This is a genomic window from Qipengyuania gelatinilytica, from assembly GCF_019711315.1.
Classification (GTDB): Bacteria; Pseudomonadota; Alphaproteobacteria; order Sphingomonadales; family Sphingomonadaceae; genus Qipengyuania; species Qipengyuania gelatinilytica.
Genome location: NZ_CP081294.1, coordinates 848,006 through 865,339, shown reverse-complemented (window position 1 = coordinate 865,339; position 17,334 = coordinate 848,006). Strand labels below are relative to the sequence as shown.

At 63.6% G+C, this 17,334-nt stretch carries 12 protein-coding genes; 5 read left to right on the top strand and 7 right to left on the bottom strand.

Annotated features, from left to right (window positions below; genetic code table 11):
- Positions 1-69: 69 nt before the first annotated feature.
- Entirely contained in the window at positions 70-2,775 is a 2,706-nt protein-coding gene (locus K3136_RS04325) for a TonB-dependent receptor plug domain-containing protein (protein WP_221431671.1), read from the top strand.
- Positions 2,776-2,781: 6 nt separating this feature from the next.
- Here K3136_RS04325 and K3136_RS04320 read toward each other — a convergent pair whose 3' ends face one another.
- The 4 genes from K3136_RS04320 to K3136_RS04305 all read right to left on the bottom strand — a co-directional run bounded on the left by K3136_RS04320 (position 2,782) and on the right by K3136_RS04305 (position 7,805).
- The gene (locus tag K3136_RS04320) at positions 2,782-3,570 is read right to left on the bottom strand and encodes an esterase/lipase family protein (RefSeq protein WP_247711431.1); all 789 of its coding nucleotides are present in this window, start codon (positions 3,568-3,570) and stop codon (positions 2,782-2,784) included.
- Positions 3,567-5,213: a WS/DGAT/MGAT family O-acyltransferase gene (locus K3136_RS04315; protein WP_247711430.1), complete on the bottom strand. Its 1,647-nt coding sequence runs from the start codon at positions 5,211-5,213 to the stop codon at positions 3,567-3,569. The genes K3136_RS04320 and K3136_RS04315 overlap by 4 nt, the downstream gene beginning before the upstream one ends.
- 117 nt (positions 5,214-5,330) lie before the next feature.
- Positions 5,331-6,521, bottom strand: a complete 1,191-nt coding sequence (locus K3136_RS04310) for a BaiN/RdsA family NAD(P)/FAD-dependent oxidoreductase (protein ID WP_221431670.1) — start codon at positions 6,519-6,521, stop codon at positions 5,331-5,333.
- 3 nt (positions 6,522-6,524) lie between these two features.
- On the bottom strand, positions 6,525-7,805 hold the full coding sequence (locus K3136_RS04305; protein WP_221431669.1) for an APC family permease: 1,281 nt from the start codon (positions 7,803-7,805) through the stop codon (positions 6,525-6,527).
- A 64-nt stretch (positions 7,806-7,869) separates the two neighbouring features.
- On the opposite strand from K3136_RS04305, the gene uvrC reads away from it, so the two are divergent.
- Together uvrC and K3136_RS04295 are read left to right on the top strand one after the other, a co-directional pair.
- Positions 7,870-9,837 carry an excinuclease ABC subunit UvrC gene (uvrC, locus tag K3136_RS04300; RefSeq protein WP_221431668.1) on the top strand — a complete coding sequence of 656 codons (1,968 nt, stop codon included), beginning with the start codon at positions 7,870-7,872 and terminating at the stop codon, positions 9,835-9,837.
- Between the two features lie 9 nt (positions 9,838-9,846).
- A complete protein-coding gene (locus K3136_RS04295) occupies positions 9,847-10,653 on the top strand; it encodes a hypothetical protein (RefSeq protein WP_221431667.1) in 807 nt (268 codons plus the stop codon).
- Positions 10,654-10,657: 4 nt separating this feature from the next.
- On the opposite strand, the gene K3136_RS04290 is transcribed toward K3136_RS04295, so the two are convergent.
- Positions 10,658-12,229, bottom strand: a complete 1,572-nt coding sequence (locus tag K3136_RS04290; RefSeq protein ID WP_221431666.1) for an SGNH/GDSL hydrolase family protein — start codon at positions 12,227-12,229, stop codon at positions 10,658-10,660.
- A 286-nt stretch (positions 12,230-12,515) separates the two neighbouring features.
- On the opposite strand from K3136_RS04290, the gene K3136_RS04285 reads away from it, so the two are divergent.
- On the top strand, positions 12,516-13,337 hold the full coding sequence (locus K3136_RS04285; protein WP_221431665.1) for a universal stress protein: 822 nt from the start codon (positions 12,516-12,518) through the stop codon (positions 13,335-13,337).
- Positions 13,338-13,365: 28 nt separating this feature from the next.
- On the opposite strand, the gene K3136_RS04280 is transcribed toward K3136_RS04285, so the two are convergent.
- Both K3136_RS04280 and K3136_RS04275 read right to left on the bottom strand, forming a co-directional pair.
- Positions 13,366-15,183, bottom strand: a complete 1,818-nt coding sequence (locus K3136_RS04280; protein WP_221431664.1) for a DEAD/DEAH box helicase — start codon at positions 15,181-15,183, stop codon at positions 13,366-13,368.
- A gap of 223 nt (positions 15,184-15,406) precedes the next feature.
- The gene (locus tag K3136_RS04275; RefSeq protein ID WP_221431663.1) at positions 15,407-16,573 is read right to left on the bottom strand and encodes a glutathionylspermidine synthase family protein; all 1,167 of its coding nucleotides are present in this window, start codon (positions 16,571-16,573) and stop codon (positions 15,407-15,409) included.
- Positions 16,574-16,657: 84 nt separating this feature from the next.
- On the opposite strand from K3136_RS04275, the gene K3136_RS04270 reads away from it, so the two are divergent.
- A complete protein-coding gene (locus tag K3136_RS04270; RefSeq protein ID WP_221431662.1) occupies positions 16,658-17,332 on the top strand; it encodes a DUF1190 domain-containing protein in 675 nt (224 codons plus the stop codon).
- Positions 17,333-17,334 lie beyond the last annotated feature (2 nt).

The window sequence follows — 17,334 nt, the reverse complement described above, 5'->3', positions numbered from 1 at the left end:
TCGCGAACGAATGAGAAGAGACCTTCCTCGATGATTTTCTTTCAGAGACTGCCTGTAATTTCTGCTGTCATGCTGCTCGCCACGCAGGGAACGGCGCTGCAAGCACAGCAGGCGGCCGAACCCGAGGAGGAAGCGCCGGTCGCCGTCGATGGCGAAGCCGGATCGGCTCCGGTCAGCGAAGATGGCGATATCGTGGTCTTTGGCACGCGCCTGAAGGGGCAGCTGACGATCGACGACGCTCCGCTGGCGGAATACAACGAGGCCGATATCGCGGCCTTCGGCGCAAGTTCGATCGCGGACGTGATTGCCGCAATCGAACCGGCGACCGGCAGCAGTGCGCGCGGCAACCGCGGCGGCGGTAGGCCGGTTTTCCTGATCAACGGCATTCGCGTGTCGAGCTGGCGCGAATTCCGCTCCTATCCGCAGGAAGCCGTCGCCAAAGTCGAGGTATTCTCCGAAGAAGTCGCGCAGCGCTTCGGTTTCTCGCCCGATCAGCGGGTCGTCAACATCGTCCTGAAGCCCAATTTCCAGGCGCTGACGGCCGAAGTGGAATACGAACAGCCCGGCATCGGCGGCTATTCCTATAACGAACAGGAACTGACCTGGCTCAGGATCGGCGAGAAGGGCCGCCTTAACTTCGATGTCGAGGGCCAGGACCGCAGCCTGCTGACAGAGGCCGATCGCGGTCTCAGCGTGGGCGGCAATACCGACGAAGCGGAATTCCGCAGCCTCGTGTCGGACACTTTCGGCCTGCAGGCCGAGGCGAACTATGCCCGCGCCTTCATCGACAGCGGCACCTCGCTCAGCCTGAACGGTACTTTTGCGCGCAAGGAGAGCCTTTCTCTCGATGGTCTGGCGACTGACGGGATCTCGGTACTCGAGCGGCAGACGGATACGGACAGCTATTCGCTGGGCTCGACGATCAACAAGCCGCTTGGCGACTGGAACGCGACTTTCACCACCGATGCGAACCACACGCGCTCGGAGACCGACATCGACCGCTTCGATGCTTCGGGCTTCGATACCGCCACGAGCCGCACCTATACCATCGCCAACGACCTGACGCTGACCGGCTACCCGATCCAGCTTCCCGCTGGCGACCTGACCATGACGTTCGATGCCGGGTTCGACTGGAAGCGGATCGAAAGCGATGACACGCGCACCGACAATCCGCTCTCGCTTACGCGCAGGCGGGTGAACGGCGGGGTGAATATCAATGCGCCCGTCCTGCGGCGCGGCGGCCCGATTGGAGGTCTCAGCCTCAATTTCTCCGGCGGGGTGGAAGACCTCTCCGATTTCGGCACGCTGGCAAACTGGAGCCTTGGCGCCAACTGGTCGCCGACCGAGGCGCTCAACTTCAGCGCCACACGCATCTGGCGCGAAGTTGCTCCCAGTCTGACCAATCTCGGCAGCCCGCGTATCGAAGAGCTGAACCAGACCGTGTTCGACTATTCGACCGGAGAGACCGTGCTTGCGACCGTCATCAGCGGGGGCAATCCGAATCTTGTCGCAGAGACCCAGTCCGACTGGAGTTTCGGCGCCAATTGGGAATTGCCCTTCTGGGAAAACGCACGCCTGCAGGCGAATTACGGCATCAACCGTTCGCGCGATGTGACGTCGACGCCCTCCTTCAGTTCGGCTTTCGAGCAGGCCTTTCCCGACCGCGTGACGCGCGACGGGGCGGGTGAATTGCTGGCGATCGACCGGCGTCCGCTCACGCTGTACAAGACACGCAGCCGGATCCTGTCCTTCGGCCTCAACACGCGCGGGCAGATCGGCAAGGCGCCCGAACGCCCCGAGCGCGGCGAGGGTCGCGGAGGTCCGCCGCAAGGCGCGGCGAGCGGTCAGCAAAGAGGCGGACCCGGTGGCGGTTTCGATCCTTCGCGCATGGAAGCGATCCGCAAGGTCTTCTGCGAGACGCCCGAAGGCGAAACGCCCGACCTTTCGCAAATCCCCGAGATGTTCCGTGCACGCCTGCTCGATGATGCGGGCAATCCCGATCCCGAGAAGATCGCGGCAGCGCGCGAGCGTTTCTGCGGTGAAGAGGCCGATCAGCGGTCCGAACGCTTTGCCGCGATGCGCACCGCTCTATGTGCAGAGCCGCCCAAGCTCGACGAGTTGCCCGAGCGGATGCTTGCCCGGCTCAAGGGCGAAGACGGCGAGATCGATCCCGAAAAGCTGAAGGCGGCGCGCGAGCGGATGTGTTCTGCCGAGGGCGCACAGGGACAGGTTGAGAACCGTGGCGGAAGGCGCGGAGGCGGGATGGCGCGCATGTTCGGCGGCAATCCGAACGACACGCGCCCGCGCTATTTCCTGTCATTGAACCATGCGATCGCGCTGGAAAACGAAGTGCTGCTGTCGGAAAGCGGGCCGGTTTTCGACCAACTTGACGGCTTTGCCGTCGATGGCGCTCTCAGGTCGCGTGATACGACGCGCCTCGAAGGCGGCATTTTCTGGCAAGGTTACGGTATGCGCCTTTCCGGCAATTACGCCGGCGAAGGCGTCATTCGGGGCAGCGGCCAGCCTGGCTCTACCGACCTCTTCTTCGGTGATCTCGCGACTTTCGACATTCGCCTTTTCGCAGACCTCGGCGAGGTGACGAAATCCGAGGATGGCTGGCTCGAGGGCCTGCGCGTCGCGGTCCGCGTCGACAATGTCTTCGACGCGCGCCGGACGGTGGTCGACGGCAACGGCGATGTACCCGAGGCTTTCGAGCCATTCCGGATCGATCCGACGGGTCGTTACCTCGGCATCGATGTCAGGAAGGCGTTCTGACCTGACTTAGTGCAGCGCGCGCTTGGGGAAGAACAGGCTGGCGAGGCCGCGGACCTCGAAAGGTTTCCAGCTGCCTTCACCCTGCGCAAGGCGGTCCGCAATGGCGTAGACCGCCGCCGGATTGACCCCGAGCCCGCAATGGCTGGCGAGAACTTCGATATTCTCGCAATCCTCGCGGCCGCAGCGCTGGACCGAACCTCGCCAGTGAACCACGCCGTCAGTCCGTGTCAGGATCGAAGTCGTTGGCACCGGCGGTGCTTCGGCGAGCGCCTGGAAATTTCCGTCCCTCATGATCTCCGGCTCCTTGCCGTTGAGATACTCGAACAGGCGGGCGGCGTTTGTATGGCCGCGATCATCGCAGATCGGGCTGCCGAGGCTGATCACGAGGCGTACTTTTTCAGGAGCGAGCTTGGCCAGTTCCCGGGCGAACACCCCGCCGAGGCTCCAGCCGACGATGCTGATCGGGCGGCCGCTGCGGTCATGCAGCTCATCCACGCAATCCATCATCGCATCGATACGGGCCTGATCGACCTTGATGTTGCGTCCGAGGTTCCACCCGGCGCAGTCATAGCCAAGATCGCACAGCAGCCGGCGTAGCGGGCCGGTCGAATAGTCGGAGGCCATGAAGCCGGGCAGGACCAGCACGCCATGTCCGTCGCCCTTGGGCAATTGGCCCATCAGCGGGCGCAGGGCGTAGAAGCTGGCCAGTTCTCCCATGGCACGGCCGGGTTCGGCCAGCGTGAGCAGTCGGCTCGGCGGGCGGGCGTTGGATTGCTGCGTGGCGGCACTGGTCACGTTTTGGATGTTCCTTTCCCTTTCGGGGCAGCCGTTTTCCTCTTCGAGGATGTCTTTGAACGGCTGGCGACCCCTTTGGTGCCCCCCTTGCTCGTCGCTTTGGCGGCGGCAGGTTTTGCGGGCGTTTTCTTCTTTGGAGCAGCCCGCTTCTTGGCGGCAGGCTTGGTCGCACCCTTCTTAGGCGAAGATGGTTTCTTTTTGTTAGTTGGCGCTGGCTTTTCCGCAGTTTTCGCGGCTTTCTTAAGCTCTTCAAAGCTTTGCTGGATGCATTCGCGGTAGAATTCCGGGTCGGGCATCATTTCGCGGTCGGCAGTGAAGGCAATCGTTGCCTCGTCGGTGTAGCTTTGCACCACATGACCGAGCCCGAGACCGTCGGTGAGGCAAAGGAGCCCCATCATGCTCTCCATCTTCGCGCCTGCCGAATAGATCGGGATCGGCGGACCGGGGACATTGGTCACCACGGTCGAAAAGATCGGCCCCACGCCGCGATTGGCAAGGCTGAGCCGCGAATAGAGCTGCGCGCCGAGTGCCATGAACAGCGCAGGGCTGGCCTTGCTCATCTCGGTCATGTTCCGCGCGCCCAATGCGTCGGTCATCGCCTTGGAATTCTTCGTGCGGTCATGCACCCATTCGAGCCGTTCCACCGGGTCCGCGATATGCGTGCCCAGAGGCGCGATCATGGCCGCGACCTGGTTGCCCATCGAGTTTTTCTCGTCCTTCGCGCGGACCGAGATCGGTGCCATGGCGGTGAGCGTCTTCTTGGGCAGTTCGCCCTTGTCTTCCAGATAGCGCCGCATCGCGCCGCCTATGATGGCGAGGAACACGTCGTTGACCTTTGCGCCCTCCGCCGCGGTGCGGATCGCCTTGATATCGTCGAGGGCCACGCTGACGCCTTCGACAACGCGGTGGGGCGAGATCTTGCGGTTGAAGCGGGTCTTGGGCGCGATCATCTCGGTCGAGACGTCGAATTCCTTCGCGGCAAGTCCCTTCAATGCCTTGGCAAGGCCGGGGGCGGCCTTGGCCGCGACCTCGAGCTGTTTCAGCGGATTGGTGATCGCATTCATGTAGCTGCGGCCGAGCAGTTCGGCAGGGTTGGGCAGCTTTTCGGGCTTCCAGTTGTCCGGTCCGGGCGGAGGCGGTTCGTCGGGACGCAGCGTGTGCGTCGCTTCCATGAGGTCGATCCCGCTCATCCCGTCGATCGCGGCGTGGTGGACCTTGGTGATATAGGCGTAGCTGCCCTTTGGGATGCCTTCGATATTGGACAGCCCTTCGACCACGGTGATCTCCCAGGGCGGGCGGGTCAGGTCGAGCGGGCGGGCAAAAACGCGGGCAGCCTGGATGCACAGCTGCCGCCAGTCGCCCGGCTGCGGCAGGGCAACGTGCCTGACATGGTATTCGAGGTCGAAATCGGGATCCTCGATCCAATAGGGATAGTCGAGGTCGAACGGTACGCGCACCAGCCGCTGGCGCATGGTGGTGGAAAGCTGCAGGCGGCTTTCGATAAAGCCGAGGATGTCCTTGAACCGCACGAAGCCGCCGGGCGCGGTCTCGGGATTGTAAATAAGGATCGAGCCGATGTGCATCGGCGAATTGCGCGTTTCGAGCGCGACAAAGCTGGCATCCATGCCCTGAAGCTGCTGCATCAGGCTCTCCTGCAACGGCCCGCTTTTCGCGGGTCCACAAGCGGCAGAGGCTAGCAGAGCGCGGAAAGCGGTCAACTTGCCGCCCCGGTCAAAGCCTGCCGTAGCAGTTACAGGGGGTTAGAGCGCCTCACCCGCCGCAACGCCGCTCGCCCAGGCCCACTGGAAGTTATATCCGCCGAGCCAGCCGGTCACGTCGACCGCCTCGCCGATGGCAAACAGGCCGGGGACTTTCTTCGCTTCCATGGTCTTGGACGAGAGTTCCGCGGTCGAGATGCCGCCCACGGTGACTTCGGCCTTGGCAAAGCCTTCTGTGCCCGATGGGCGGAAGGTCCAGCGCTTCAGGCGTTCCTGTGCCGCTCGCAGCGCCTTGTCGCTCGCATTGCCCAGCTCGGTGTCTATCCCGAGCTTCTCGGCAAGGATGTCGGCGAGCCGGTCAGGAAGCGCCTCGCGCAGTACCGAACGTAAGGTTGCGCGCGGTGTCTCGCGCTTGCGGTCGAGCAGCCAGTCGCCCGAGGACTGGGGCAGGAAATCGATGCCGACTTCCTCGCCGGGTTTCCAGTAGGAAGAAATCTGCAGGATCGAGGGGCCAGACAGCCCGCGATGGGTGAAGAGTGCAGCCTCGGGGAAGCTGGCCTTGCCCGCACTGGCGACAACCGGTGCCGACACCCCCGAAATTTCGCGAAACAGGAGTTCCTCGCCGCCCAGCGTCAGCGGGACGAGGGCAGGGCGAGGCTCGACCACCTTGAGCCCGAATTGCCGGGCAAGGTCATAGGCAAAGCCGGTAGCGCCCATCTTGGGGATCGAGGGGCCACCGGTCGCGATCACGAGCGCCGGTGCGGTCACGATCTGCCCGTTTGCCATCACGGCGAAACGGCCATCCTCATGCTCGACAGCCGTTACCTCTGCGTTGCAGCGGACTTCGACATCGCCCCCAACTTTTCTGGATTGGGCGCATTCTTCGAGCAGCATCTCGACGATCTGTTTCGAGGAACCGTCACAGAACAGCTGGCCCAGCGTCTTCTCGTGCCATGCGATATCGTAGCTTTCGATCAGCGCGAGAAAGTCGCGAGGGGTATATCGGGCGAGGGCGGACTTGGCGAAATGCGGATTGCCGGAAAGGTAGTTCGCCGGCCCCGCGCCGATATTGGTGAAATTACACCGCCCGCCGCCCGAGATCAGGATTTTCTTGCCCGGCTTTTCCGCCTTCTCGAGCACCAGCACGCGCTTGCCCAATTGGCCCGCACGCGCGGCGCACATCAGCCCGGCTGCACCGGCGCCGAGGATTATAGCGTCAAAACTATCGGACATGGCTCAGGCTGCTTCAGGCTCCAGCGGCTTCTGGCGGGCCGCGATGAAATAGAACAGCGTGCCGAGCGCGAAGAGGCCGAAGAAAGTGATCCATGCCTGCGCATCCGCATGGCTCGCGACCCAGCCGGTGCTGACGAATGCAAGGCCCGCGACCACCGCGTGCAACGGATTGAGCGCGCCGTCGCGTTGCTCGATCACAGGCAGGGCAGCGGCGCTGACGAGATAGGTAAAGAGCCGCGTCAGCGTGCCGGCAAGTGCCAGCGCCTCGAAGCCTTCCCAGAGGCCGAATGCAATCCCCGCTACGCCATAGAAAATGATCGAGTTCGAAGGCGTTTGCCACCGCGGACTGACGCGTGCGAACCAGCGGGGCAGCATGCCGCGTTCGGCCATGCCATAGGTCATGCGCGGCAAGGTCACGCCGCCCTGGAAGTTGTTGCCCGCGATGCTGAAGGCGGCGGCAAAGACGATTGCGAATGCTCCGAACTGCCCCATGCTGGCTTCGGCAGCTCCTGCAAGGGCATTGTCCTCGCCTCCGGTGCCGGGCCCGATGGCAAGGAAGGCCCAGATGATCGCCATGTAGAGCAAGGTCACCGCGCCAAGCGTGGTGAGCAGCGCCAGCGGCACATCGCGCTTGGGCCGTTTCATCTCGCCTGCCGGCAGGACGACTGTCTCGAAGCCCATGAAGGCATAATAGAGCAGCAGCACCACGGTCTCGATCTCGCTGAACTCTGGCAGGGCGAAGGCCACATCGTTCGTGCCGGCGAAAAGAGCGGAAACGACAAGCAGGCCGAGCGGGGCCAGCTTGAGGATCGTCATCAGACCCAATGCGCCCACCGATTTCTTCATCCCGAACAGGTTGATCGCCGTGAGGATGGCGATGATCGTCGCGACCGCTCCCACCCGCATGACCGGATCGTTGAGAACGGGGAACAACGCCCCGAGATAGGCGACCATCACATGCGTATTCGCCGCCACGGTCACGATAGCGCTCATGTAGCGCATCCAGCCCGCCTGGTATCCGATGAAGCGACCGAAGGCCGCCTCGCCGTAAAGGACGGGACCGCCCGAATGGTCGAAGCGCGCCGCAAGCCATGCAAAGACGAGGATCAACGGGGCAAACAGGAGGCCACCGGCCAGCATCAGCCAAGGCGCGAAATCGCCGACCGCGGCCACGAGGATGGCGGGCATGGCGAAGATGCCTGCCCCGATCATGCCGTTTACCGGAAAGAGTGCCGTACCCCAGAAGCCGACCGTGCGCGGCGGTGCGATTGTTGTTCCGTCCATGCGGTAGGGGATGGCGGCAAACGCGCCTTTGCACAAGCGCCGCTCGCATACTATCTCCACCCCCATGTCGCGCAGCAAGGCCGGTTCCCCACACGACCCCAGAGGCAAGGAGCGTTTCAACGAGGAACGCGCCACCAAGACCGTGGCCAGCGCGCAGCCGGATCTCGAAACCGGCATCGCGACGATCCGCGAGACGGTGAAGACCCTTAAGCCGCGTCCCGGCGTCTATCGCATGCTCGATACGCGCGGTGACGTCCTCTACGTCGGCAAGGCGCGTAGCCTGAAGGCGCGCGTCGCCAATTACACGCAGGTGAAGGGGCTCTCGAACCGGCTCCAGCGCATGGTCAGCCAGTGCCGCGCGATGGAAATCGTGGTCACCAATTCGGAAGCCGAGGCGCTGCTGCTAGAGGCGCAGCTGATCAAGCGCTATCGCCCGCCGTTCAACGTGCTGCTGCGCGACGACAAGAGCTTTCCCTTCATCCTCCTGCGCGCCGATCACGCTTTCCCGCGCATCCAGAAGCATCGCGGGGCAAGGCGGGCCAAGGGCAATTACTATGGCCCCTTCGCCAGCGCCGGATCGGTCAACAAGACACTGAACGCGCTGCAGAAACTGTTCCTGCTCAGGTCTTGCACCGACAGCTTTTTCAACAATCGCGACCGGCCGTGCCTGCTCTACCAGATCAAGCGCTGTTCGGCCCCTTGCGTGGGAAGGATCGACGAGGCGGGTTACGAGAGCCTGGTGAACGAGGCCAAGGACTTCCTCTCGGGCAAGAGTGGCGCCGTGCAGGCCAATATCGAGAAGCAGATGGCCAAGGCGGCCGAGGATCTCGATTTCGAGACCGCCGCCATCCTGCGCGATCGGCTGCGTGCGGCGACCTTCATCCAGGGTTCGCAGGCCATCAACGCCAGCGGCGTGGGCGATGCCGATGTCTTCGCGCTGGCTGCCAAGGGCGGGCAGATCGGCGTACAGGCCTTCTTCATTCGCGGCGGGCAGAACTGGGGCCACAAGGCCTTCTTCCCGAAGAACACCGGCGACCTTGAACAGGCAGAGGTGCTTTCCGATGTGCTGCTTCAATTCTACGAAGAAGTCCCGCCGCCCAAGACGATCCTCGTCGACCGCGAACTGGCCGAGCAGGAACTGATCGCAGAGGCGCTGGCCGAAAAGGCGGGTCACGCGATTGCCATCTCGATCCCGCAGCGCGGCGACCGGCGCAAGCTCATGCAGCAGGCGCAGCGCAATGCTACCGAGGCGCTCGAACGGCGGCTGGCCGAAAGCGGCACCAAGGCCCAGCGCATGCGCGAACTGGCCGAATTCCTCGAACTGGACGAGGTGCCCCAGCGTATCGAAATCTACGACAACAGCCATATCCAGGGCGACAAGGCGCTGGGCGCAATGGTCGTCGCCTCGCCCGAGGGTTTCGAGAAGGGCCAGTACCGCAAGTTCAACATCAAGCAGGCCAAGACCAACGACGACTTCGGCATGATGCGCGAGGTCATGGCGCGCCGCTTCCGCAAGCTCGCCGAAAGCGAACGCGACGAGGAGAACGGACCCAAGGGGAAAGGCCACGAGGCTATCTGGCCCGACCTTCTCCTCATTGACGGCGGCAAGGGGCAGGTCTCCTCGGTGATGGCGGTGCTGGAGGACCTTGGCATTGCCGAGCAGGTTCCGGTCATCGGTATCGCCAAGGGCCCACACCATGGGCGGGAGGGGCGCGAGGTCTTCCACTTCCCTGACGGGCGCGAAAAGACGCTTCCGGTCAACTCACAGCTGCTTTTCTACCTCCAGACGCTGCGCGACGAAGTCCACCGTTTCGCCATCGGCGCGCACCGCGCCAAGCGCAGCCGTGCCATCACGGCATCGCCGCTCGATGAAATCCCGGGCATCGGGCCAGCGAGGAAACGCGCGCTGCTGCTCCATTTCGGCACTGCCGGAAAGGTCCGCGCTGCGGCGCTCGACGACCTGAAACGCGCGCCCGGTATCAGCGAGGGCGTGGCGCAGCAGATTTACGATTTTTATCATGCTCTGAGCTAGAACGACCGCATGACCAGCTTCCAGTTCGCCATGCTTTCCGTGTTCGGGATACCGGCACTGATTGTGGCGCTTCTCTTCCTTGCGCACCGAATGATGCCTCCGCACGTATGGAAGAGCTGGCCGGTCCAGACGCTCGCAACGATACTCTTCCTTGGTGTGATCGCCGTCCCGGTCGCTATCATCTGGCTGGACAGCCAGGGCGACTATTTTGAAGACCGCTATGCGCTCGTATCCGAAGGGCTGGGCATTCCCGACAGCGCGCAGGTCAGGCACCAAAGGTTCAACACGCTGGGGAATTGCTGGTCGAACGGGGTGAACTGGTCGCCGGATGTGACTTTCTCCTCGCCCGAGGCGCTCGATAGCTGGTTCGAGAGCGAGGCTTGGCACGATCCCTTGCCCCGACAGATAGCGGCCTATTTCGATGTGCCTATGGAGAACGTCACGATCCTCGATCGTGCGCTCGACCGGGCGGAGCGGGACGAGAAATATGTCTGGTCGAAGCGCGAAGACGTCCCCGAATGGCATGGACGGATCATCGGCTACACCAGCCCATTCGTGTGTACCGCTATCGAGCGCGATGAAACCGCAAACACGCTGACGCTGCGCCGCTGCGACCCCATCGCGCAGCCGATCGATACCGGGAACGGCGGACGCGTGATCCTGCGGTCGAGCGGTTCGCCCGGCAAGCTGATCGGCCTCATGAATTACCTTGGCGGTCCGCCTTATTGCACCAACCCCTTGCGGCGCGGGCTGAACCGAATGCTCGGCCTTCCCCATCCCGAGGGCGAGATCGACACGAAGCTGCCCGGATTCTAGTCGCTCAGACGACCTGCAGATGGGCGGAGGAAAGATCGTCTAAAGCGGGGCGATCCGGCTCGGGGAATGCGGCAAAGGTGGCTGCCTCTCCGAATGCGCCCGCAAATATAGCCTCCTTGCCGAAAGGGATGGCGGCTATCGTTCCGCTATCGACGACCCCGATGCGAAGCTGGAAGTCGCCGGTCAGCGAACCTTCCCCGCCCACCACGAGATAGAAGCGCCCCGTGTAGGGGGCGACGAAAACGTAATTGCCATCGAAGCCGAGCCCGGCATCGTCACCCGACTGGCCGATGTAGCTATTCACCGCCCACCCCTTGAGTGTGGTCACCACCAGTGTGGGGTCGGCCAGGCTACCGTCCGTGCCGAGCGTGCTCATGCCCAGTACGTTGAGCGTGTATTCCACCCCCTTCTTGAGCGAGACTAGGAAAGCTTCCGTCTCGCCGGCGGCCGCAATCGAACCGCTGAATGCCTCGCGCACTTCGGCTTCGAGCATTGGCATGACTTCGACCCATTCGCTGCCCTCGATCTCGGCAGCGATAAAGGAGCCGACCAGCGCGTGGACCTGCGCATTGGGGTGGACAGTGTCGAAGAACACGAGGTCGGAACATTCGAGCCAGTCGGCCTTCATTTCGTCGATCGTGAGACCGTTGAGCGCAGCGATTGTCGGCAAGACTGCCTCCAGCGCTCCCTGTTCGATGACATTGCCATCGGCGTCCGTAACATCGGCGAGCGGGACGTAATGGACCGTGGCACCCAGCGCTTCGAGCTGGGGAACGACCTCGGTCCGGATCAGCTGGTCGAGATAGGCCGAATACTCGCTGGCGCGCTGCGCGAAGTGGTATTCCTCGAAATAGCCCTTCCACCCGCCGCCTTCGCCGGGCGAGCCGTCGAGCACACCGTCGCCGTCGACATCGTAATGCGGGATCAGTCCGACGTCGGGAATGCCGGTCAGCACGATCTGCTGGAGGCCGCGCGACACCAGCTGGCTTAGCTCCTGCAAGAGTTCGGCTGCCGAGCTTTGCAGGTCGAGACGTGCATCGTAACGCGTACCAAGCGGTCCACCAGCCGATGCCAGTTCGCGGACATCGTTCCCGCCCATGGTCAGGATGACCAGATCGCCCGCATCGAAGCGCCCGTCGACTGCATCGCGCAAGGCATCTGTCTGTTCATCGAGGCCGGAAACGAATTCCTCGCCGCGGATGATCTGCGCGCCGCCATAGGCGAAATTCAGGCTGTCGCCCCTCGGATCGCCGCGGAAGGGCGCAATGGGGATGCCAATCCAAGGGTCGTCATATCCAAAGGGAAAGACCGGCTCGCTCGGCGATCCGACCAAGCGGTTCGCCAGCAGGTCGGCATAGGTATAGCCATTGGAAAACCGTCCGTCGAAATAGCCAAGGTCTTCGGTCGGCGCACCCTCGGGCAAAGCGGCGAAGGGCAGGCTGTCGTACCACTCGGCAAGGCCCAGCGCATTGCCCGCATCGACGAGGCTGTCGCCGAGAATGTAAACTGCGGAAACATCCAGCACATCGGCGGACAGCAGGTTTGCGTAGGATTTCTTCGCGACTGGATTTGGCATGACGACCTCCCTCGGGGGACGGCCCGATGCGAGATTGACCCGTGGAACGGTCCCGAACATGCGGGAGGGTCTCGCAAGAGGCGCAGCGCGTCAATTGGCTTAAGGTATTGGGCGAAAATGCGTCCTTCGCGAGAAATGCCGCAGAATTGCGCGGTTCATGCCCGCGCCAGATCTCGCGCCGCCAGTTTGCGCTCGATCAATTATTGGCACTCTCGGAAGGGCTAGGCTGCATCGCAGAAGGCTCGGGCGAGTCGTTGCCCGGCCGAACCCAGCCGGGAGACCTGCCATGAAAGCGATACTCTTCAACGCGCATTCCGACGAAGGCCATTCGCGACGTCTCGACGTGGTGCTGGACCTCGTTCGGGCATTCGACGGTCACCTGACCTTGCTCAATGCAGTTCCTTACGAGGCCGCTGCAAGCGCCGATCCCTATGGCGCGGCTTTCGCGGCGATGGTCCCCGTCTGGCGCGAGGAAGCGCGCAAGCTGCGCGAGGAGACCGAGAAGGACCTCGCCAACGAGGATGTGCCGTGGGACTGGATCGACAAAGCCGGACCGGTCTCGCTGGCCCTGTTGCAGAATTCGTCGCTGGCTGACCTGATTGTCCTGGGAGAGCGCGATCCGACCATTCGCGGGAAGACACCGTCCTTCACGGCCGGCGAACTGGCGGTCACGGCGGGGTGCCCCGTCCTTGTCCTGCCAGATGAGTGCGAGCGGCTCGATTTCGACAAGCCTGCGCTGGTTGCTTGGGATGGCTCGGCCGAGGCGAGCCATGCCCTGCGCGCGGCCGTGCCGCTCCTGAAGCGGGCAAGTTCGGTCTGTCTGGTTAGCGTACGCACGAAGAAATCGCGCAAGAAAGACACGCTGGACCTGCCTCCGATACGCGGGGCGGACTATCTCTCGCGCTATGGCATCAAGAGCGAAGTCGTCGAGGTCGACGAAGGCGATGAAGACACTGCGCATGCGCTCAGGAACGCAGCCGATGTGCGCGATGTCGGGCTGGTGGTGATGGGCGCCTACGGCCGGACACGCATATCCGAATGGATCTTCGGCGGCGTGACGCGCGCCATGCTCTCGGACGTCGGCGTGCCCTTGCTGCTCAGGCACTAGGGCCTGGCGGGGCGTCGACCGCGCAGGCCTAGCTGTGCGGTTTGCCGCCCGGCTTGCGCTTGCCGGCGAACTTCTTGCCCGACGGCTTGGGGCCTTTCTTGAACGGTGCGCCAGGCTTCTTGCCGCCCGGGCCACCATGCGGACCCTTCTTGCCGGGACCCTTCCCGAAAGGCTTGGGACGCACGCGCGGACCGCCTTCATGGCGATCGCGGCGGTTCTGGCGAGCCTCTACGCGCGGACCCTCGGGCGCTTCCTCGATCAGGATCGCGTCCTGTTCGTCATCGGCCGACGCAGTGCGGGCGATGGCTTCGGCGAACTTCGGGGCGATATTGGACGGTACCTGGAACCAGGTTTCGAACTGCCCGACGCGGATCGCGCCGATCTCGTTGCGGGTGATGTGACCACGGCGGCAGAGCAGCGGGAGGATCCAGCGCGGTTCGGCATTCTGGCGGCGACCGACGCCGATCTTGAACCACACCACGTCCTCGAAGCCCGGGCGATGGCGGTCGGCCTTGGCCTTGTCGCGCGCCTCGGGTGTATTGGGGATGAGATCTTCGGGCTCGGGCAGCTTCGAACGGTGTGCCTGCACCAGCGCTGCGGCGATATCTTCCGGCGAGCGCTTTTCCATCAGTTCCTTCGCCAGTTCGCGGTCGTGCTCTGCGAACTCGGTTTCGGCGGTGAGCATTTCCATCAGGCGCGAGCGATCCTGCTTGCGGATCATCTCTGGCGTGGGCGCATCCATCCACTGGGCTTCGATCTTCGCGCCGCGCAGCATGCCCTCGACGCGCTTGCGACGGTTGTAGGGCACGATGATCGCCGCCGTGCCCTTTTTGCCTGCACGACCCGTACGGCCCGAACGGTGCTGGAGCGTTTCGGCATCGCGCGGGATCTCGACATGGATGACGAGGCTCAATGTCGGCAGGTCGATACCGCGCGCCGCAACGTCGGTGGCGACGCAGGCGCGTGCACGGCGGTCGCGCAGGGCCTGCAGCGCCTGGTTGCGCTCACTCTGCGAATGCTCGCCAGACAGCGCTACGACGCCGAAGCCGCGTTCCTGCAGGGTCGCGTGGAAGCGACGGACATTGTCGCGCGTGGCGCAGAACAGGATGGCAGTCTCCGCCTCGTGGAAACGCAGCAGGTTCACAACCGCATTCTCGACCTCCGAGGGCGAGACGGTGATCGCCTGATAGCTGATATCGCCATGCCCGCGATCCTCGCCGACGAGGCTGAGGCGCAGCGAATTGGTCTGGTAACGTTCTGCCAGCCGCTCGATCGGGCGCGGCATGGTGGCGGAGAACAGCAGCGTACGGCGCGTATCGGGCGTCGCATCGAGGATCTCTTCAAGGTCCTCGCGAAAGCCCATGTCGAGCATCTCGTCCGCTTCATCCAGAACCACGCCGACCAGACCCGACAGGTCCAGCGCACCGCGCTCGAGATGGTCGCGCAGGCGTCCGGGCGTGCCGACCACGATGGCAGGCCCGGCACGCAGCGCGCGGCGTTCCTTGCTCGCATCCATGCCGCCGACACAGGTCGCGATACGCAGGCCAGCGCCTGCATAGAGCCAGCCGAGCTCGCGGCTCACCTGCAGCGCCAGCTCGCGCGTGGGTGCAATCACCAGCGCCAGCGGCTGTTCGACCAGTGGGAGGTTCGCGGTTTCGGCCAGCAGCGCGTCTGCCAGCGCGAGGCCGAAAGCGACCGTCTTGCCCGACCCGGTCTGCGCCGAAACGACGAGGTCACGCCCTCGCGCCTCTGGCTCGATCACGGCCGACTGGACGGGGGTGAGGGCGGTATAGCCGCGCGCGGAAAGGGCATCGCCGATAACGGGCGGGAGGGTTTCGAAAGACATCTTGGCTCGCAATACAAAAGCGCCGCGGCAACGGCCACGGGGCGAAAACAGAAAGAGGGATGGGGCCGTGTGCAATGACGGCAAAAGGCCCGCGCACCGGCTAACCGGCTCCCACGCGACCTTGGTTCGGCGAGCCCTCTACACGAGTGCGGAGCGTTTGGCTTGTTTTATTTTGCAGGTGCGAAATGAATGGCTCTCATCGCCACTCCCAGCTTCGCCCAATTCACCCCAGGATCACATGCGGGAGGTACCTTGCGAGGTCCCTTGTGATGGGGCTGGCGTCCTCGCGGATCGACATGGCGACGGCCTCGTCGCCCACGATCCAGCTGCCGATGACCGCGTGGTTCTCGCCGCTGCGGGCAAGGGGAGCATAGGCCTGGACGATAGCGCCTTCCGCGCCATAGCCTTCGTCCGGGCCTCGGTGGCGTTGCTGCCCGTCATAGAGCGAGATGTCCGCGCCCTCGCGGCTGAAGAAGGGTTTGCGCACATGGGGTCCGCGCGACATGTCGCGGCCTTCGGGCGAATATTCGAAGTAGGTGGGCAGTAGGTTGGGGTGGCCCTCGTTGCGCTCCCACAGCAGCGGAAGCATGGCCTTGTTGGAGAGGATGGCTTTCCAAGCGGGCTCGATGAAAAGGGTCTCGCTGCCCGGGATGTTCTTGGCGAAGCTTTCGCGCAGCATGTCTTCCCACGGGTAGAGCTTGAACAGCGCGCCGATCCTCAGGCCTTCTGGATCGACGAAGCGGCCATCCTCGGTCATGCCGATGGAAGAGATGTCGACGAAGCGTGTTTCCATGCCTGCCTGTCCGGCAAGGTCTTCGAGATAGGCGACGGTGGCCCGGTCCTCGATATGGTCGGCGACGCCGGAGAAATGGACCAGGCTGTCCTTCTCAAAGATCGCCTGGAAGCGTTCGATCAGTGCTTCGTGGAGGCGGTTGAACTGGTCGGCATCGGGGGGCAGCTGCCCGAGCTCGATCATGTCTTCGAGCCAGCCCCACTGGAAGAAAGCGGTCTCGTAGATCGAGGTCGGCGTGTCGGCATTGAATTCGAGCAGCTTGGCAGGGCCGGAGCCGTCATAGGCAAAGTCGAAGCGGCCGTAGAGCGACGGATCGCCGTCGCGCCAGCTGTTGGCGACGATGTCCCGCATGTCGTCGGGGATGGCGAGGCGTTCCATCAGTTGCTGGCTGCCGCATGCCTCGTCGACCAGCTGGAGGCACAGGGCATAGAGTTCGGTTGACGGATCTTCGATCCGGTTTTCGACCTCGTCGAGCGTGAATTGCCAGCAGGCGCGCTCGTCCCAGTAAAGATCGCCGTCGACGTGATGGAAAATAAAACCGTTGGCCTGAGCAATGTCCTGCCAATTGGGCCGTTCTTCGACCGTTTTTCTCAACATTTCGCGGCTGCGCCCCCGTCGCAAAGAATTTGTCAGGAATTTCCCTGTATGCCCATCAACATAACGGGAAACTGGGGACATCCAATGACGAATTCGCCTTTTCGCACCAGGCGCAGCAAGCGCTCCGGCAAAGTCGCACTGACGACCATGGCCGCACTGGGCGGCGGCGCACTTCTATCGGGCTGCGGCGAGGCTTCGGCCGAACAGACCGTTGCGCCGATGCAGGTGGCCAACGCCGAAGACGGACAGGAAGTACAGGTTTTCGAGAACGTCTTCGCCTGCGCCAAGGAAACCGGCCTCAGCCGCGAAGAATGTGCCGATATGCGCGAAGAAGCGATTGCGACCGCCAAGGAAGAAGCTCCGCGCTTCGAAGCGCTGGCCGATTGCGAGGCACAATATGGTGCCGGCAAATGCGTCGAGGAAGGCGCAGGCCAGGAGCAAACGAGTGGCCGCCGTAGCCATTTCTCGCCCTTCGTGGCGGCCTTCCTGTGGAGCCGCTCGAACCCGCGCCCGGTACCGGCATTCTCCGCTCCGGGTGGCGGCTACCAGACCAGCCGCGGTGTGCGTCTGGGCTATGCAGGTTCGCCGGGTAAGTATTACGCCGGGGCGCGCGCCTTCGAAAAGGCCCGCAGCATTCCGAAGGTGAAAGCTGCCTCGGCGATGGCCAAGGCTGGCGGTTTCGGCGAGAAGAGCCGGGGCTGGAGCGTCTCCAGCCGCACGGGCGCTGCGGGAGCCAAGGCTGCAAGCCGCGGCGGTTAAGC